Source organism: Peptoniphilus duerdenii ATCC BAA-1640, from assembly GCF_000146345.1.
GTDB classification, from domain to species: Bacteria; Bacillota; Clostridia; order Tissierellales; family Peptoniphilaceae; genus Peptoniphilus_B; species Peptoniphilus_B duerdenii.
On record NZ_GL397071.1, the window covers coordinates 1093637 to 1110512 of the forward strand.

Sequence of the window (16876 nt, forward strand, 5' to 3'; positions counted from 1 at the left end):
TTTTTTGTATTATGATTATTTTTTTTACAAGAACACCAGAGCTGGGTCAGACGAAAACCAGACTCTCTCCATATTTAAAAGATGAGGAGATTTTATCTATTTCGTACAAGTTAATAGAAAATCAGTATCGAGAAATTAAAAATACTGGTGATGAATATAAAATATATTTTAGCGGTAAACTTCCTGAGGATATAGATAAAAAATATTTAATTCCACAAAGTGGCGATGGTTTAGGAGAAAAGATGGGCAATGCAATCAAATCTGAACTTAAAAATAGAGACAAGGTTGTACTTTTGGGTTCAGATCTTATAGGTCTAGATTCTACAAAAATAAAAAAATGCCTGGACAAACTAAACGACTACGATGTGGTGCTTGCTCCTACCTATGACGGTGGATACGGACTAGTTGGAATGAGAAAATACTACGATATTTTTTCGGACATCACCTATTCAAATGGCGAAGTCTTACAAAATACCATAAAAAGGATTGAAAGTTTTGGACTTAGTTACTACTTGACGGATAAAATTCTGGATATAGATGAGTATGTCGACCTAGTAAGATTTGAAGTGAGAGATAATGATTTAAAAGTCCTAGGTCAAGGGGAGTACAATCTAAACTTTCTATCTAAGAATCAAGTTATAAGGGTGAACCTCGGTTCCCAGATGCACCTTGGATCTCGCCAGCTCAAATATGAATATGACGCTCTTAAATTTTTAGAAAAATCAAAAGTTACTCCAGAGCCGATTGATTATATCGAAGATTCTTTTTGGCTCAAAAAACCTTATTTAATTATGAAATATTATGAGGGCAGACCCCTCGACTATAAAAAAGATCTAAAAATTGCGGCAAAACTTCTATCTTCCATTCATGGTCTCGATATAGAAGGATCAGACTTAATCGTGGCACATAGACCATTTAAGGCGATGTACGACGAATTTATATCCATGTACTCCCATTACAAAAGCTTCGACCAAAAAGATTTAGAAATCGAAAAGAGAATTGACGAACTCTTTAGAATTCTTGAAACTTCCAACATGGATGAAGAGATTTCAAACCCTTCAATTATAAATACGGAACTAAATAACCACAATTTTATAATTGGAGATAAAAGTGTGGTAATCGACTGGGAGAAGCCAATCATCGGAGAAGCGGAGCAGGATCTTGCACATTTCTTGGTGCCTACTACCACCTATTGGAAGACGGACACAATCCTAAGTGAAGAAGAGATGCTAGATTTCTTAGATGAATACGAAAAATATAGACCTGTGGACAGAAGAAAATTCTATAAATACTTGATGTTTAATTCTCTAAGGGGAGTTACCTGGTGTTCCATGGCGATGGTTGAATATAGTAAAGATAGAGCGATAAAAAATCTAGATACAGAGAAAAAGATAAAAGAATATCTCTCAGTAGATTTTTTAGATATGTTAAAGAAACTTTATAAGGAGGATTTATGAAAAAAGAAAACAGAAATAGAATAATACTTCTAATTATAATTGGAATATTTTTTGCAGTTTACTTCTTCGTTCCATCTGTAAAAAGAGAAGTAAATGAATCCATAAGAGTGCTTACAAAAGTTGATATTAATGGAGTTGCAGAATATATAAGAGGATTTGGAGTATATGCGGTTGTGGTTTCATTCTTACTAATGCTACTTCAATCACTTATTTCGCCTATACCAGCATTTTTCATCACCTTATCCAATGCGATGATTTGGGGATGGGCAAAGGGAGCGTTACTATCTTGGTCAAGTGCAATGGTAGGAGCTGCAATGTGCTTCTTTATTGCTAGAATCTTGGGTAGAGACGTAGTTAGGAAATTTGCATCAGAAGGAGTTCTAGTAGCGATAGAAGAATTCTTTAAAAAATATGGAAAATATGCAATTATGGTAGCGAGACTTCTTCCATTTATACCATTTGACGCAGTATCATATGCTGCAGGATTAACCTCAATGGACTTCTGGGGATTCTTCCTTGCAACAGGTATAGGACAACTTCCAGCGACAATAGTTTATTCCTATGCAGGTGGAAGCTTGACCGGAGGAGCACAAGCTCTAATGGTAGGACTTTTAATCCTATTTGCAGCATCAATTATTATCTACGTGGCTAGAAAAATTTACAATGACAAACAAACAGAACGAAATAAAATTAAATGATAGACGCATGAATGCAATTAAGATTACAATTATGATCTTGATTGCACTCATTTCTATATTTGTAGTTAGGAAATTCTCCTTTGAAGATATAAAATCATTTGTAGATTCAAATGGACATGTGGCGGCGCTCTTTTATATCCTTATATTTACAATCCTTCCGGTATTTTTCTTTCCGGTGATAATAATCGTCCTAGTTGGAGGAGCACTATTTGGAATTTGGAAAGGATCCCTATATACGATGATTGGTGTGGTTTTAAATACGCCAATTATGTACATCATGGGCAGATTTCTCTTAAAGGATTTTGTAAGAAATTTCGTCAATAACCACATGAGTGAGAAGCTATCTTCTGCACTATATAGTGAGAACCAAAAGGTTTTGTCACTAGTTTTATTTATCATAAGGCTTAGCCCGATATTTAGCTACAATGTGGTGAACTATATCTCTGGAATTACTGAGATAAACTTTTTTTACTACCTTCTTACTACGTTTGCAGGGGTAATTCCAGGGGTATTGGTGTTTAATTATTTTGGAGAAGCTGTCTTAAATCCGGGATCAAAAGAATTTATCTATTCAATATTATTTTTAATTTCTTTGGTAATAATATCGGCGATAATTTCTAAGCTATTCTTAAAAGAGGAGAAGAAATGAAAAAACTTGGTATAGTCATACCAACCTATAACGAAGAAAAAATCATAGATAGAACACAGGAGATGATCTCTCGATTTTCTGATCTTTGTGATATTGTGTTTTCCGATGGATATTCTACGGATAAAACCTATGAAAAAATAAATTTTAAAAAGATTAAGAGGTCTAGGTACAGATCCAATCAGATGAATGAGGGAGCGAAGGAACTTAAAAACGACAAAATTCTTTTTCTCCACGCAGATAGCAAAATTTCTAGAGAAGAAGTACTTGAACTAATAGAAGAAGATTGTGATTTTGGATGTTTTAGGCTTAAGTTTGAACCGACTTCACTCTTTTTAAAAACTATTGAGTGGGGTTCCAACTTCCGAGTAAAATACAGGCACATAGCCTTCGGTGATCAGGGAATATTTATAAAGCGGGAACTCTTTGAAAAAATTGGAGGGTTTAAACCTCTTTCGCTTATGGAGGACTATGAACTCTCTCTCACCTTAAAAGAAATGGGAATCTATCCAAAACTTCTTGAAAGTGAGATCACCACATCTTCGAGAAGATTTATAAAGGGTGGACCTCTTAAGACATTATTTAAGATGCAAAAATACCAAGAGATGTATAGAAAAGCGAGAACAGGTGGAGACATCTACGCCTGTGCAGAAAAAATAGAGGAATTATATAGGAGCTAAAATGAATGTACTAGAGAAAACGAAAGAAAATTGCATACATTGCAAGAGATGCACCAAAGCTTGCGACTTTTTATCCAAGTACGGTATGGATCTTTCGGATTTTGCAAATAGACCGGACCTTAGGTACTCCTGTTTTCTCTGTGGCAAGTGCAAGGATGTGTGTCCGGTGGATTTAGACGGTAAAGAAATCTCTCTCTTTATGAGGAGAAAAAATCCAAAGGGACTTAAATTCGTAAAGTTTATGAAGAACAATTATAAACTTCGAAATATCGGTAAGAAAAAATCTAAAGATCTAATATTTTTAGGATGTAACTATCCAGGATTTTTACCTAAGACCAGCGAAAAGATAATTGAAATTGGATATGAACATGGAGCGGATTTCTCTGTGGATTGCTGTAAGCGACCTACCCATGACATGGGTGGAGAAGCGCCACTTGAAATCTTGGAGAAGAATCTAAAATCTCAAAGTGTAGAGAGAATAATTTGCCTATGTCCAAACTGTTACCACTTTTTAAAGGGCAAGATCTATGCAGAAGTTATTTCCGTCTATGAATATTTAAGAGAAATTGGAGTTGGAAAGAAAATTGACGAGACTTGCAATGTATTTTTTCCATGCTCCGACAGATATTCAAGGAAAATCTTCGAAGATATAAAGTATTTTGCAAAAGATTATGAAGAACCATTCACATCCATCGGCTGCTGTGGTCTCGGAGGAGGAGCCATAAAGCAGGAAGGGGATGTTGTGGATAGATGGAAAGAAAAGATGAATTCCTTGGATAAGGAAAATATATACACCTATTGTTCTTCCTGTGCGGGGATTTTTCACAATGGGTACAAAAGAGATAATGTGAAGAACTTCTTGACAGAGATACTTGAAGTTGAAGAAGAACCTTCAGAAGAGTTCGCAAAGAACGTAATGAAATTCAAATTTAAAAAACACAGGAGGTAGTATGTTTAACAAGAACTTACTAAAAAAATTATCAGTATTTATGTTAGCGGTATTTTTATTGGTGGGATGTGGCAAGTCTGAAAAACCACAAAACAATGCGGCAAATAAAAATAACACAAATCAAACTGAAACTGCAAAAGACGCAGCAGATATGACTTTTGAAGAAGCATTAGAATCTGCAAAAGGAAAGACCGTTAACTTCTATGGATGGGGTGGAGATGAAAAGAGAAACAATTGGATCGACAACTCTATCGCACCTAAGATGAAGGAAAAATATGACATCACAGTGAACAGAGTTCCAATGGACATCGACGAAATCAACAACCTTCTTCTAAACGAAAAGAATGCAGGTAAGGATGGTTCAATCGACGTTATCTGGATCAATGGAGAAAACTTCGCAGCAGCTAAGAAACAAGATTTTCTATTCGGACCATTTACTGACAAACTTCCAAACTTTAAAGACTATGTAGATGGAGAATCTGCAGACGTGAAATATGACTTCGGTGAACCAACTGAAGGACTAGAAGCTCCATATGGAAAGGCACAATTCGTATTCGTTTACGACAGTGCAGTAATTCCAAACCCACCTAAGAATGCGGAAGAACTTCTAGAAGTAGCAAAAGCAAACCCAGGCAAATTAACCTACGCAGCTCTACCTGATTTCACAGGTTCAGTGTTCGTTAGACAAATTATGTCAGATTTACAAGGCTACGAACAATTCATGGACAAGAATCTTACACAAGATAAACTTGCAGAAATGATGAAGCCAACAATTGACTATCTAAATGAACTTAAACCATACCTATGGAAGGAAGGTAAGACCTATCCATCAGACAATCCAACTCTTACAAATATGTTCTCTGACGGAGAAGTTGCAATGGCAATGAGCTACAATCCAAACCAAGCATCAATGCTGATTAACGATAAAAAAGCACCAGCAACCACTAGATCATTTGTCTTTGACAAAGGAAATATAGGTAACACCCACTTCCTTGCAATTTCTAAGATGAGTCCAAACAAAGACGCTGCAATGGTATTTATAAATGAAATCCTAGCACCAGAAAATCAAATTGAAAAGGCTGACCCAGCAGTGCTTGGAGATCTACCTGTAGTAAGCTACGACAAATTAACTGACGATCAAAAGAAGCTTTATGATTCAATAAATATCGGGGAAGCAACCATCCCTTACAACGAACTTGACGCTAAGAAAGTACCGGAAATGCCGGCACAACTAGTACCATTAATTGAAAAGATATGGGAAGAAAACGTACTAAATTAGATTTATCATACCTGCCGGGAATCGCACTAATCGCTGTGGTGATTCTCGGCGGTTTTATAAAATCTATTATTATATCATTTGGATTTTACAAAGAAATAGGGATAAGTGAATTTACAACCAAGTACTACAGAGAGATTTTAACTTCCAAAGGATTTTTAAATTCTCTTTTTTTCACATTTAAATTCGCTGCAATTTCATCTATCTTGGCGGTAATAATCGGACTATTTATGGCATATGGAATCTATTTTTATAAGAAAAAATCTTCCTTTAGCTTAAATATTCCTATGATAATACCCCATATGATCGTGGTGGTAATACTTTTAAATCTATTTTCTGAAGCAGGATTATTTTCAAGAATTTTAGCAAATCTTGGAATAATAGATAGTCCGCATAAGTTCGTTCCGCTATTTTATACAAAGAGTGCCATAGGAATAATCCTCGTATATATTTTTAAAGGAGCACCATTTGCGGCGGTGGTATTCTTAAATGGAATTAATAAAATCGGAATGGAACAGTTTAGTGCAGCTAGGAATTTGGGAGCAACAGAAAGTTACGCCTTCTACCACATCTACTACAAGAGGGTCAAATCTTCTCTGTTAAAAGTGCTTTTAATACTATTTACATTTTCCATGTCATCCTACGAAGTCCCATACCTAATTGGGCCTACGACACCTCGCGCAATTGCGGTGAAATCCTATATAGAATTTACGCAAAATGATTTTATCTACAAACCATATTCCTTGGCTTATAACGTAATTCTTGGGCTCATTGGAATAGTTACGGTAATTGTATTTTTGATGTTGGAGTTTAAAGATGATGAAGACTTTATCTAAGACATTTGTAAATATTTTAATATTTTTACTGTGCTACACGGCGATTACTCTTACATTGGGAGTGTTTCGAGAAAGCTATCCATATCCTGTGATCTTTGGCGGTACATTTTCAACAAGGGCGATCGAATATTTAAAAGTAGACAGAAATCTTTTAAATTCCATTGTAAATTCTATGGTAATAGGCACCATCTCCACATTTATAGCAACATTTTTAAGTTACTTTGTAGCAAGGAGAATAAGCACCAATAGAAAGTTTAAAAAACTTCTCATGGCGGTGGTATTTCTACCGATGGTAGTATCTGCAACATCCATTGGAATTGGGCTCCAACTAATATTTATAAAACTTGGCATGGCAGGTAAGATTCCTGCGATAATTCTTGTGCACATAGTGTATATAATTCCATATTCAGTTTGGATTATGATACCAGGATTTGAAAGTTTCGATGAGGATCTCTACAATCAAGCGAGAATCCTAGGAGCGTCGAAATTAAAAGCGACGGTAAATTCCATACTCGTTCATATGTTTTCATTTATAAAGACATCCATCATCATGGGATTTATCCTTTCCTTCTCCCAATATTATTTGACCTTGGTACTTGGAATAGGAATGGTAAACACATTTACTCTACTTTCATTCCCATTTATGGTGGTAAAAGATAGGAGTATAACCGCTGTCATGAGTATAATATTTATTCTTTTAAATGTACTATTTATCCTTGGAATAGAACTTATTTCAAAAATAATTATAAGGAGCAAAAAATGGCATATATAGAACTTAGAAATATTACAAAATCCTATGGAGATAGAATGATATTAAAAGATATTTCCTTTGATATAAACGAAGGGGAAACTATCTCCATAGTGGGACCATCGGGTACGGGAAAATCTACACTTCTTAGAATTATTTGCGGAATACTTGAAGAGGATGGCGGAAGTATAACGGTGGCGGGAGAAAATCTCTTGAATTTGCCACCAGAAAAGCGAAACACCCTTATGATGTTTCAAAACTTTGAACTATTTCCACATCTCACAGTGTGGGACAATGTGGCATTTGGTCCAAGGGCAAAAAAGATGAAGAAGGATGAAATATTTAAAAAGGTAGAATACTTTTTGGACTTAGTTGACCTAAACCATAGAAAAAACGCCTACCCAAAAGATTTATCAGGAGGGGAAAGACAGAGGGTCGCACTTATAAGATCACTTATAAATGAACCGAAGATGCTACTTCTCGATGAACCATTTTCAAGTCTAGATGAAATACTTAGAGACAGGGTGAGAAAATCCACCTTTGAAATTCTACAAGATCTAAAGATCTCTACACTTTTCGTAACCCACAGCATCGAAGAAGCTTCTATGTATTCAGATAGAGTTATCGTCATGCAAGAAGGAAGAATCATAGGAATAGGAACTCCAAAAGAACTATACGAACACCCAAGTTGCAAAGAAGTTGCAGAATTTCTATATAAAGAAAATGTCTTTGACGATTACTTTTTAAAGAAGGAAGATATTAAAATAAAACTGGGAAGCGAATATAGTATAGATAGAAAAAGTTTTGTGAATGGAGAGTATAGGTACGAAATCGGAAAATATATAGCTTATAGTAGCGATGAATATAATCTCGGAGACGAAGTAGATTTAGAAATAAAGAGGAGAGCATATGAAAAAAGTACTTGTTGATTTTGACAACACCATAAATGTGAGGGGCTGTGACATAGACGATGCTTTTGCATTATTTTTTCTACTGAGCCATAAAGATGTGGAAGTAGTGGGAATAACCACCACATTTGGAAATAGTAACGAAGACGATACCTACAACTCAACCGTTATGATGAATAATGACCTTGGAATAGAAATTCCTCTTAAAAAAGGCGGAATATATTCCTACGATGCTGCAAAATTTATAAAAGAAAAAGTTGAAAGAGAAAAGGTAAGTTTAATCTCCCTGGGCTCCACAACAAATACTATGAAGGCTCTCGCCCTTGGAATGGATACGAAAAATCTTACTGAATTTGTACAAATGGGAGGCATTACATCTCCACTATATTTTAAAGGGATGGTAATGGATGAGCTTAATATGTCCATAGATTTTCTTGCCACCAACTACGTATTAGAAAGAATCGAGAAACCTGTAATAATCACAGGCAATAATTGTATCGAAAAGAAGTACAAAGTTAAAGATGGAGAGTATGTTTCAAAATATATGAAGTATCTCGACTCTCACATGCGTCGCTGGAAGGCAGAGTTTGAAGTAAAATATAAAGAAGAAGAACTAGTAATATGGGACGCACTAACTGCCCTATATGTAACCAATCCAGAATTTTTTGAAATAGAGAAGAGAAAGATAAGACTTGGAGAAAATATGATGACCGGATACTTGGAAGAAGGAGAGGACAAGGAAATCCTCATCCCTCGATTAAAAGATACGGTGGACGCAATGGAATATATAGTAAGCACCATTGAAAACAATTAAATAAAAGATTATTTTAAAATTTGCACGAGAGATCGTGCTTTTTTTATTTGGAAATTATAAAAAATAAATTCAAAATTATAAAAAATAAATTCAAAATATATAACATAGCATTAATAAATATAAAATAGCTTTTAAATAATAAATATGGTACAATAAATAGGATATGGAGGTTATTACTTGAAAGAAAATCAATGTAAAATTGTGCCGATTTCAGACACAAATATTTTAAATACACTTTTTGGTAATTTAGATGAATACCATAAGCTCATTGAGAGCTCTATGGGAGTTAAAATAATCGTGAAAGAAGATCTCTTAGAAATATACGGCGACGAAATTGCCACGGAAAATGCGGCTCTTCTAATCGAAAATCTAAAGGAATTAATAATCAGACAGAAATCTTTGGAAAAAAAGGACGTTGAATATTCCATAGCCTTAATTAAACAGGGCGAGATGAAGCCGATGACAGAACTTCTAAACGATGTTATCGTCCACACTGCTATGGGTAAACCGATCCGTTCAAAGACTTTGGGACAGAAAAAATATGTGGATGCCATGAAGGACAACGACATTGTATTCGGAGTTGGTCCTGCCGGAACTGGTAAGACCTACCTTGCGATGGCGATGGCTGTAAAGGCATTTAAAAATAAAGAAGTAAACAGAATTATCCTTACAAGACCTGCAGTAGAAGCTGGAGAATCTCTAGGATTTTTGCCTGGAGATTTACAGATGAAAGTCGATCCATACCTTAGACCTCTCTACGATGCGTTATTTGAAATTATGGGACACGAAAACTACACCAGGTACGTTGAAAAAGGTTTGATCGAAGTAGCTCCTCTAGCATACATGAGAGGTAGGACTCTCGATTCATCCTATGTAATTCTTGACGAGGCACAAAACACCACCAACGAACAGATGAAGATGTTTCTAACTAGACTCGGTTATGGTTCGAAGGCAATAATCACAGGAGATATCACTCAAATCGACCTTCCAAAGGGCAAATCCTCTGGACTTAAAACCGTTATGAGAATCCTAAAGGATGTAAAGGGAATCGAAATAGTTAAACTTGATCGAAACGACATCGTAAGACATCCACTAGTTCAAAGGATAATCGATGCCTACGACAGATGGGAAAATAAACAAAGTAAAGAAAATAAAGATAGTAAAAAAGATACAACATCAAACAGAAGGAAAGAAAGATGATTTATTTCGACAATAGACAGGATTTAATAGAAATCGATGAAGAGATAGAAAATATTGTAGAGAAATCTATCGAAGCTGCCTTAAAAGAAATAGAGTTCACAGATGACTACGAGGTTTCCGTTTCATTTGTCGGCGATGATGAAATCCATGAACTAAACAGGGATTACAGAGGGGTAGATAGAACTACCGATGTGCTTTCTTTTCCTATGGACGATGAATTTACAAACATGCTTGGCGATATCGTCATAAATATAAATAAGGTTATCGAACAGGCAAAGGAATATGGACACAGCGAGAAGAGAGAGATTTCCTATTTAACTGTGCACTCAAGTCTTCACCTAATGGGATTTGACCACGAGGAAGAAGAGGACAAAAAAGAGATGAGAGCAGTGGAAGATAGGGTTATGGAAAAATTAGAAATTAGTAGATAATATGAAAAATAGTAGCTTTATTTCATCTTTTAACTATGCGGTGCAGGGAATAATCTCCGCACTTACAACTGAAAGAAATATGAAATTTCATTGGCTTGCCTGTCTTGGAACGATTATAATTTCTCTGTTCTTTGACTTAACTAAGATGGAATTTCTCATCTTATTATTTGCGATTACACTTGTAATAGTCCTTGAACTTATAAACACAGCCATCGAAAGAACGGTGGACCTGGTTGTTACGGACTACAATCCGATTGCAAAGTATGTAAAGGACGTCTCTGCAGGAGCGGTTATGATTGCATCACTAAATGCAGTGGTGGTTGCATACTTACTCTTTTATAACAAGATCTCAAATATAGGACAGATCGCCCTTGTAAAGATTAAAAATTCTCCAGACCATTTGGCACTGGTTGCGGTGATTATAGTCCTCATTCTAACCATTGGAGGCAAGTACCTCATGGCAAAGAAGAATGGAGGATCATACTTCCAAGGGGGAGCAGTTTCAGGACACACATCAATTGCCTTTTGTGCTGCCACAGTGATATCTCTAGTTGCACAAAAAACTGTGATAACCACATGTGCCTTGGGACTTGCACTACTGGTAGCAGAAAGTAGAGTTGAAACTGGAGTCCACAGAAAATCGGAAGCAGTTGCAGGAGCAATAGTTGGAATCTCTGTTGCAATCTTTGTATTTAAACTATTTACGTGAGGTGAATATGGAAATTAAAAAACTAATAGAACTTGCATTAGATGCAAAGGAAAAGATGACCTACACTCCATACTCAAAGTTCAACGTTGGTTGTGCTGTTGAGATGGAAGATGGCTCTGTGTACCAAGGTGGAAATATAGAAATCGTCTCCTATTCACCGACCATTTGTGCGGAGAGGGTGGCAATTTTCAAAGCAGTCTCGGAAGGTCATAGAGAGATTAAAAAGATTGTCATAACAGGAGATAATAAAGACACCTTTCCATGTGGGGTTTGTAGACAGGTAATTCGAGAATTTTCGAAGGACCCAGAAATTATAATTGCAAACTCGACAGAGGATTATAGAAAGTTTACACTGGAAGAGATACTTCCCCATAGTTTTGGACCGGAGGAATTAAATAATGTTTAAATCGGGATATGTAGCGGTGATTGGCAGACCAAACGTAGGCAAATCGACGCTTTTAAATAGACTAATCGGCATGAGAATCCTTGCAGTTTCTGACAAGGCTCAAACCACGAGAAATAAAATAAACTTAATATATAGCGACGACGATAGTCAAATAATATTTCTCGATACACCTGGTATGCAGACCCCAAGAAACGAACTGGGTGACTACATGCTAAGAGAATCTAGCTCAGCCTTAGAAGATGTGGACCTAATCACATACATCGTGGATACTTCTAAAATAATTGGAAAACAGGACAGGGCTATTCTAGAAAAATTAAAGAAGATAAAAGACAAAAAAGTAATCCTACTTATAAATAAAATCGACAGTATTCCTAAGGAAGATATACTTCGTTTAATAGAAATGTATTCGAAGGAGATGGATTTTCTAGATGTCATACCAATCTCTGCAAGAGAAGGAGACGGCACAGAAATCTACCTAGACACTGTTAAGAAGAATCTTCCAGAAGGACCGAAGTACTACACAGACGAATATGTAACCGACAGACCTATGAAGTTTATAGTTGCAGAGATAATAAGAGAAAAAGCACTTAGGTTTTTGCAAGAAGAAGTACCTCATGGGGTGGCTGTTGAAATAGAAAAGATGGAAGAACTAGAAGATAGGACCAATATCATTGCTACGATTTATGTGGAAAGAGATAATCACAAGGGCATAATCATTGGCAAGAATGGCACCATGCTTCAAAAGATTGGCACCCAAGCTAGACACGATCTCATGGACTTACTTATGACAAAGGTGGATCTAAGAATTTGGGTTAAGGTCGATAAAAACTGGAGGGATAACGAAACCAGATTAAAAGGACATGGCTACCTATGATTAGAACAGAAGGTATAGTTCTTTCTGAGAGGAACGCTGGAGAAAGCTCTAAAGCTTTAAAAGTGTATACCCTTGACGCGGGTCTTGTGACCATCTATGCAAAGGGAGCGCTTAAGAGAAGTTCAAAAGTAACCAGCTCTTCACAGGTGTTCTTTGTAAACGAATATACCATTTCAAAATCAGGAGTCTTCTACTATATTAAGAGTGCAAATATACTATCTTCAAACTTGCACCTAAGACAGAGCCTTGTAAAACTTTCATATGCAAATTTAGTATTAGAAATCTACTTAAAAAGCAATATGGAAGAGATAGAAAATAAGAATGCATACCTACTTTTAAAAAAATACTTAGAAACAATAGAAGATTCTACTGCGAGGGTGAGAACCATGCAGCTTCTACTCAAATATATTTCATTTATAGGGTTTAGACCGGCGATGAAAGGAAAATACTTTTTAGTAGATGGGGGCGGACTTTCACCTAATTTAGAATATTCTTCTAAGTACTATGAATTAAATGACGAAGAAGTAGAATATCTAAATCTCTTGATGTACAAAGATTTAGAATTTGAGTTTCAAAAGAAAGATTTCGAAAGGAAGATCTTTCACATAATTATAGAATATATAAAATACTGTCTAGATTTAAGACAAATAAACTCATTGGAGTTAATTAGGGAGGAATAATGTATTTTCAAGATTTAATTAAGAATTTGACAAGCTACTGGATGGAAAGAGGAGCAATCATAATGGAGCCTTACGACATAGAAAAAGGCGCAGGAACTATGAACCCTCACACATTTTTAAGATCCCTTGGACCAGAACCATGGAGAACAGTATACGTAGAACCATCTAGAAGACCAGCAGACGGAAGATATGGAGAAAATCCAAATAGACTATATCAACATCACCAACTACAAGTAATCTTAAAACCATCTCCAGAAGATGTACAAGAACAATATCTTGGATCCCTTGAAGCAATAGGAATAGACACCAGCATCCACGACATTAGATTCGTAGAAGACAACTGGGAATCACCTACCTTAGGAGCATGGGGACTTGGATGGGAAGTATGGCTTGACGGAATGGAAGTTACACAATTTACCTACTTCCAACAAGTAGGAGGAATAAACTGTGATCTTGAATCAGCAGAGCTTACCTATGGTCTTGAAAGAATTGCAATGTACTTACAAAATGTGGATTCAGTTTACGAAATTCAATGGAACGAAAATATCAAGTACGGCGATATTTTCAAAATGGCAGAGTACGAACAATCCAAGTACGGATTTGAAGATGCGGATGTAGATATGCTTAAACATCTCTTTGACGTATATGAAAAAGAATCTGAAAGAATAATCGAACTAGGACTTGTGCTTCCAGCATACGACTACACACTTAAATGCTCACACACTTTTAACCTTCTTGACTCAAGGGGAGCACTTTCAGTATCAGAAAGAACATCCTATATAGCAAGAGTTAGAAATAGGGCGAGAAAAGTTGCGGAAACATTCTTGAAACAGAGAGAAGAACTTGGCTATCCACTTTTAAACAGAGGTGACAAATAATGAATTATTTACTTGAAATTGGAATGGAAGAGTTGCCAGCAAGATATGTAGACCTTGCACTCATTCAAATAAGAGATAAGGCAGATAAATTTTTAAGAGACAATCTAATTGATTACAAAGATATAAGAACCTATGCAACACCAAGAAGACTTACTCTTTTTATAGATGGCATAGAAGAATTCCAAAGAGATATCGACGAAGAAGTAAAGGGACCTGCAAAGAAGATCGCCTTTGATGAAGATGGAAACCCTACAAAACCACTAGAAGGATTTTTAAAATCTAAGAATTTAAAACTAGAAGATATCGAAATAAAAGACTTAAAGGGAACCGAATACGTATACGGACAAGTTCACAAAAAAGGTGAAAAGTCAGAAGAAATTCTAAAGGTCGAAATCCCAAGTCTAATAAAAGGTATAACCTTCCCTAAGAATATGAAATGGGGCGGTAAGAATCTTAAATTTGCAAGACCTATTAGATGGGTTGTCAGCATGCTAGATAGTGAAGTTGTAGAATTTCCTTTCGAAGGAATACCAGTAGGAAGTGTAACTAGAGGTCATAGATTCTTAGGAAGCTCTCATATTGAAATAGATCACGTGGACAATTACGAAAAACTTCTTGAAGAAAACTATGTAATCCTAGATCAAAAGAAGAGACTTGAAATTATAAAAATAAATGCAAAAAAAGAAGCGAAAGCTCTCGGTGGAGAAATAAAAGAAGATAAGGATCTACTAGATGAACTTACCTATATCAACGAATATCCAACTCCTATTACTGGAAATGTAAAAGAAGAATATCTAGAACTTCCAGCGGAAGTAATAACCACACCAATGAGAGATCATCTTCGCTACATCCCTGTATATAACGAAGACGGAGATCTACTTCCATACTTCATAACCGTTAGAAACGGAACTGATTACAAAAAAGAAGTAGTTTCTAAAGGAAATGAAAAAGTACTAGGAGCGAGACTTGAAGATGCAAAATTCTTCTACAACGAAGATATCAAAACCAAATTAGAAGATCTAAATGAAAATCTAAAAGGTCTTATGTTCCAAGATAAACTTGGCACAATGTATGATAAATCTCTAAGAATAGATAAACTTTCTCGTGAAATAGGAGAAAAATTAGAAGTTGCAGACGAATCTCTAGTAGATTTAAAGAGAGCGGCAGAACTTTCTAAAGCAGATTTAACTACCAAGATGGTTACAGAATTTACAGAACTTCAAGGAACCATCGGCTCAATCTATTCAAAGCTTCAAGGAGAAAAACCTCTAGTAAGCCAAGCAATCTTCGAACAATACCTACCTAGATTTGCAGGAGATGAACTTCCAGAGACAACTATCGGTTCAATCCTTGCCCTAGCAGACAAGATTGACACAATAGTAGGACTATTTGCAATAGGTCTAATTCCAACTGGATCACAAGACCCATTTGCCCTAAGAAGACTTTCAATCGGAGTTATAAATATTCTAAAGGATAAGAACTGGGATCTATCTCTAAGCGATATAGTTGACCACGCTCTATACACCTATGTTCAAGAAAATAATCTAACCTTCAACTACGAAGAAGTTAAAGAAAAAATCCTAGATTATTTCAGAGCTAGAATCAAAAATATTCTTGAAGATATGAATATCAGATACGACATCATCCAAGGTGTAATCGCATCTGATGGAACCGTAATTGAAACAATTGACAAAGCGATAAAACTAAATGAATTCTTTAAAGAAGATAGAACAGAACTTACAGACGCATTAACTAGAGTTCACAACCTCGCAACCAAGTATGAAGAAGGGGAAGTTGCCGAAGAAAGATTTGAAGACCCTTCAGAAAAAGAACTCTATAATAGATTTGAATCCATAAGACCAGATGTAGAAACCTTGATAAACGACAAGAAATATGAAGAAGCATTACTTGCTTTAAATCCATTAGTACCATTTATAGATAAATTCTTCGATAGCTGTATGGTGCTTGTAGATGATGAAAATGTAAGAAATAACCGTTTAGCACTACTACATTTAATCGATAGCCTTGTAGAAAGAGTAGTGAACATAGAATCTATTAAGGAATAAATATGGAACTAACCAAAAGACAAGAAGAAATAATTGAAATAGTAAAAGAGGGAGAACCTATAATAGGCGACGAGATTGCTGAAAGATTGGGACTTTCAAGGGCGACCATAAGACCTGATCTTTCCATCCTTGTGATGTTAAATATTTTAGGTGCAAGACCTAAGTATGGTTATTACTTCAGAGGAGATGTGGACACCCAATCTATAAACAATAAACTTCAAAAGATGTTGGTAAAGGACTATATGTCCACCTCAGCAATTTTAGACGAAGAAGATAGCATAAACGATGCGATAGTAGAACTATTTGCATCAGATATTGGAACTATATTCGTAACGAGCAAATCAAAATTAATCGGAGTAGTAAGCAGAAAAGATTTACTAAGAGCCACCATGACGAAGATGGATATAGAAACCACTCCCGTTTCAGTGATCATGACTAGAATGCCAAATGTGTTTACCGTAAGCCCTAGGGCAACTGTAAAAGAAGCGGCTCAAATTTTATATAATCATGATGTGGACGCTATTCCAGTTATAAATCAACATTTAAAAGTGGTTGGAAGATGGACCAAGACCAATGCGCTAAATGTATTTATAGAATTATCTAAGACTAAGGAAGATTAA

The 16876-nt window shown here is 35.7% G+C and carries 19 protein-coding genes; all 19 read left to right on the top strand.

Features of this window, described 5'->3' with window-relative positions:
• Positions 1-11: 11 nt before the first annotated feature.
• Positions 12-1457, top strand: a complete 1446-nt coding sequence (locus tag HMPREF9225_RS04825) for a TIGR04282 family arsenosugar biosynthesis glycosyltransferase (RefSeq protein ID WP_008901826.1) — start codon at positions 12-14, stop codon at positions 1455-1457.
• Positions 1454-2155, top strand: coding sequence for a TVP38/TMEM64 family protein (locus HMPREF9225_RS04830; protein ID WP_008901827.1), 702 nt, complete (start codon positions 1454-1456; stop codon positions 2153-2155). Before HMPREF9225_RS04825 ends, HMPREF9225_RS04830 begins: the two co-directional genes overlap by 4 nt.
• Positions 2156-2162: 7 nt before the next feature.
• The gene (locus HMPREF9225_RS04835; RefSeq protein WP_245526537.1) at positions 2163-2804 is read left to right on the top strand and encodes a TVP38/TMEM64 family protein; all 642 of its coding nucleotides are present in this window, start codon (positions 2163-2165) and stop codon (positions 2802-2804) included.
• The gene (locus HMPREF9225_RS04840) at positions 2801-3481 is read left to right on the top strand and encodes a TIGR04283 family arsenosugar biosynthesis glycosyltransferase (RefSeq protein WP_008901829.1); all 681 of its coding nucleotides are present in this window, start codon (positions 2801-2803) and stop codon (positions 3479-3481) included. Before HMPREF9225_RS04835 ends, HMPREF9225_RS04840 begins: the two co-directional genes overlap by 4 nt.
• Position 3482: 1 nt before the next feature.
• Entirely contained in the window at positions 3483-4430 is a 948-nt protein-coding gene (locus HMPREF9225_RS04845; protein ID WP_008901830.1) for a 4Fe-4S dicluster domain-containing protein, read from the top strand.
• Position 4431: 1 nt separating this feature from the next.
• Positions 4432-5709 carry an ABC transporter substrate-binding protein gene (locus tag HMPREF9225_RS04850; RefSeq protein WP_008901831.1) on the top strand — a complete coding sequence of 426 codons (1278 nt, stop codon included), beginning with the start codon at positions 4432-4434 and terminating at the stop codon, positions 5707-5709.
• Positions 5685-6542: an ABC transporter permease gene (locus HMPREF9225_RS04855; RefSeq protein WP_008901832.1), complete on the top strand. Its 858-nt coding sequence runs from the start codon at positions 5685-5687 to the stop codon at positions 6540-6542. The genes HMPREF9225_RS04850 and HMPREF9225_RS04855 overlap by 25 nt, the downstream gene beginning before the upstream one ends.
• Positions 6523-7314: an ABC transporter permease gene (locus HMPREF9225_RS04860; protein ID WP_008901833.1), complete on the top strand. Its 792-nt coding sequence runs from the start codon at positions 6523-6525 to the stop codon at positions 7312-7314. Before HMPREF9225_RS04855 ends, HMPREF9225_RS04860 begins: the two co-directional genes overlap by 20 nt.
• Positions 7302-8219 (top strand): ABC transporter ATP-binding protein, encoded by a 918-nt coding sequence (locus tag HMPREF9225_RS04865; protein ID WP_008901834.1) that lies wholly within the window; start codon positions 7302-7304, stop codon positions 8217-8219. Before HMPREF9225_RS04860 ends, HMPREF9225_RS04865 begins: the two co-directional genes overlap by 13 nt.
• Positions 8200-9012, top strand: a complete 813-nt coding sequence (locus HMPREF9225_RS04870) for a nucleoside hydrolase (RefSeq protein WP_008901835.1) — start codon at positions 8200-8202, stop codon at positions 9010-9012. Before HMPREF9225_RS04865 ends, HMPREF9225_RS04870 begins: the two co-directional genes overlap by 20 nt.
• A gap of 177 nt (positions 9013-9189) precedes the next feature.
• A complete protein-coding gene (locus HMPREF9225_RS04875; protein WP_008901836.1) occupies positions 9190-10212 on the top strand; it encodes a PhoH family protein in 1023 nt (340 codons plus the stop codon).
• Positions 10209-10643: an rRNA maturation RNase YbeY gene (gene ybeY / locus HMPREF9225_RS04880; RefSeq protein WP_008901837.1), complete on the top strand. Its 435-nt coding sequence runs from the start codon at positions 10209-10211 to the stop codon at positions 10641-10643. The genes HMPREF9225_RS04875 and ybeY overlap by 4 nt, the downstream gene beginning before the upstream one ends.
• Position 10644: 1 nt before the next feature.
• Positions 10645-11352, top strand: coding sequence for a diacylglycerol kinase (locus tag HMPREF9225_RS04885; RefSeq protein ID WP_008901838.1), 708 nt, complete (start codon positions 10645-10647; stop codon positions 11350-11352).
• Between the two features lie 7 nt (positions 11353-11359).
• Entirely contained in the window at positions 11360-11758 is a 399-nt protein-coding gene (gene cdd / locus HMPREF9225_RS04890) for a cytidine deaminase (protein WP_008901839.1), read from the top strand.
• Positions 11751-12632: a GTPase Era gene (gene era / locus HMPREF9225_RS04895; RefSeq protein WP_008901840.1), complete on the top strand. Its 882-nt coding sequence runs from the start codon at positions 11751-11753 to the stop codon at positions 12630-12632. The genes cdd and era overlap by 8 nt, the downstream gene beginning before the upstream one ends.
• Positions 12629-13312, top strand: a complete 684-nt coding sequence (gene recO, locus HMPREF9225_RS04900) for a DNA repair protein RecO (protein WP_008901841.1) — start codon at positions 12629-12631, stop codon at positions 13310-13312. Before era ends, recO begins: the two co-directional genes overlap by 4 nt.
• Complete coding sequence (gene glyQ, locus HMPREF9225_RS04905) at positions 13312-14190, top strand: glycine--tRNA ligase subunit alpha (RefSeq protein WP_008901842.1); 879 nt, start codon at positions 13312-13314, stop codon at positions 14188-14190. The genes recO and glyQ overlap by 1 nt, the downstream gene beginning before the upstream one ends.
• Positions 14190-16256 carry a glycine--tRNA ligase subunit beta gene (gene glyS / locus HMPREF9225_RS04910; RefSeq protein WP_008901843.1) on the top strand — a complete coding sequence of 689 codons (2067 nt, stop codon included), beginning with the start codon at positions 14190-14192 and terminating at the stop codon, positions 16254-16256. The genes glyQ and glyS overlap by 1 nt, the downstream gene beginning before the upstream one ends.
• Before the next feature lie 2 nt (positions 16257-16258).
• Positions 16259-16876: a helix-turn-helix transcriptional regulator gene (locus tag HMPREF9225_RS04915; protein WP_008901844.1), complete on the top strand. Its 618-nt coding sequence runs from the start codon at positions 16259-16261 to the stop codon at positions 16874-16876.

Coding starts and splice junctions, on each gene's coding strand:
- HMPREF9225_RS04855 (WP_008901832.1), top strand. CDS start 5,685: ATGGGAAGAAAACGTACTAAATTAGATTTATCATACCTGCCGGGAATC.
- cdd (WP_008901839.1), top strand. CDS start 11,360: ATGGAAATTAAAAAACTAATAGAACTTGCATTAGATGCAAAGGAAAAG.
- era (WP_008901840.1), top strand. CDS start 11,751: ATGTTTAAATCGGGATATGTAGCGGTGATTGGCAGACCAAACGTAGGC.
- HMPREF9225_RS04915 (WP_008901844.1), top strand. CDS start 16,259: ATGGAACTAACCAAAAGACAAGAAGAAATAATTGAAATAGTAAAAGAG.
- HMPREF9225_RS04860 (WP_008901833.1), top strand. CDS start 6,523: ATGATGAAGACTTTATCTAAGACATTTGTAAATATTTTAATATTTTTA.
- HMPREF9225_RS04845 (WP_008901830.1), top strand. CDS start 3,483: ATGAATGTACTAGAGAAAACGAAAGAAAATTGCATACATTGCAAGAGA.
- HMPREF9225_RS04830 (WP_008901827.1), top strand. CDS start 1,454: ATGAAAAAAGAAAACAGAAATAGAATAATACTTCTAATTATAATTGGA.
- HMPREF9225_RS04835 (WP_245526537.1), top strand. CDS start 2,163: ATGAATGCAATTAAGATTACAATTATGATCTTGATTGCACTCATTTCT.
- HMPREF9225_RS04865 (WP_008901834.1), top strand. CDS start 7,302: ATGGCATATATAGAACTTAGAAATATTACAAAATCCTATGGAGATAGA.
- glyS (WP_008901843.1), top strand. CDS start 14,190: ATGAATTATTTACTTGAAATTGGAATGGAAGAGTTGCCAGCAAGATAT.
- recO (WP_008901841.1), top strand. CDS start 12,629: ATGATTAGAACAGAAGGTATAGTTCTTTCTGAGAGGAACGCTGGAGAA.
- ybeY (WP_008901837.1), top strand. CDS start 10,209: ATGATTTATTTCGACAATAGACAGGATTTAATAGAAATCGATGAAGAG.
- HMPREF9225_RS04870 (WP_008901835.1), top strand. CDS start 8,200: ATGAAAAAAGTACTTGTTGATTTTGACAACACCATAAATGTGAGGGGC.
- HMPREF9225_RS04850 (WP_008901831.1), top strand. CDS start 4,432: ATGTTTAACAAGAACTTACTAAAAAAATTATCAGTATTTATGTTAGCG.
- HMPREF9225_RS04885 (WP_008901838.1), top strand. CDS start 10,645: ATGAAAAATAGTAGCTTTATTTCATCTTTTAACTATGCGGTGCAGGGA.
- HMPREF9225_RS04840 (WP_008901829.1), top strand. CDS start 2,801: ATGAAAAAACTTGGTATAGTCATACCAACCTATAACGAAGAAAAAATC.
- glyQ (WP_008901842.1), top strand. CDS start 13,312: ATGTATTTTCAAGATTTAATTAAGAATTTGACAAGCTACTGGATGGAA.
- HMPREF9225_RS04825 (WP_008901826.1), top strand. CDS start 12: ATGATTATTTTTTTTACAAGAACACCAGAGCTGGGTCAGACGAAAACC.